The organism is Christiangramia aquimixticola (assembly GCF_048285835.1).
In the GTDB taxonomy this organism is placed as follows: Bacteria; Bacteroidota; Bacteroidia; order Flavobacteriales; family Flavobacteriaceae; genus Christiangramia; species Christiangramia aquimixticola.
Window position 1 is genome coordinate 1 of sequence record NZ_JBLVTL010000328.1, and the last position, 281, is coordinate 281.

Here is a 281-nt window from a genome sequence, read left to right on the forward strand (position 1 = left end):
GGGTAATCCTCTTGGTGGATGCCTTCGAAGGACCAATGCCTCAGACCCGATTTGTATTGGGTAAAGCTCTTGCGTTGGGCCTTACTCCAATCGTGGTAGTAAATAAAGTAGACAAAGAAAACTGTAGACCTGACGAAGTTCATGAGTCTGTATTCGAATTGATGTTCAACTTGGACGCAACCGAAGAGCAGTTGGAGTTCCAGACACTTTACGGTTCGGCTAAGCAAAACTGGATGGGTCCTGACTGGAAAAACCCTACCGATTCTATCCTTCCACTTTTG

The 281-nt window shown here is 45.9% G+C and carries 1 protein-coding gene; it reads left to right on the forward strand.

Annotation, left to right across the window (positions count from 1 at the left end; all coding sequences use genetic code 11):
* Window positions 1–281 (forward strand): GTP-binding protein (locus ACNKXV_RS14680; RefSeq protein ID WP_417908438.1); only part of this gene is annotated, 281 nt, incomplete at both ends.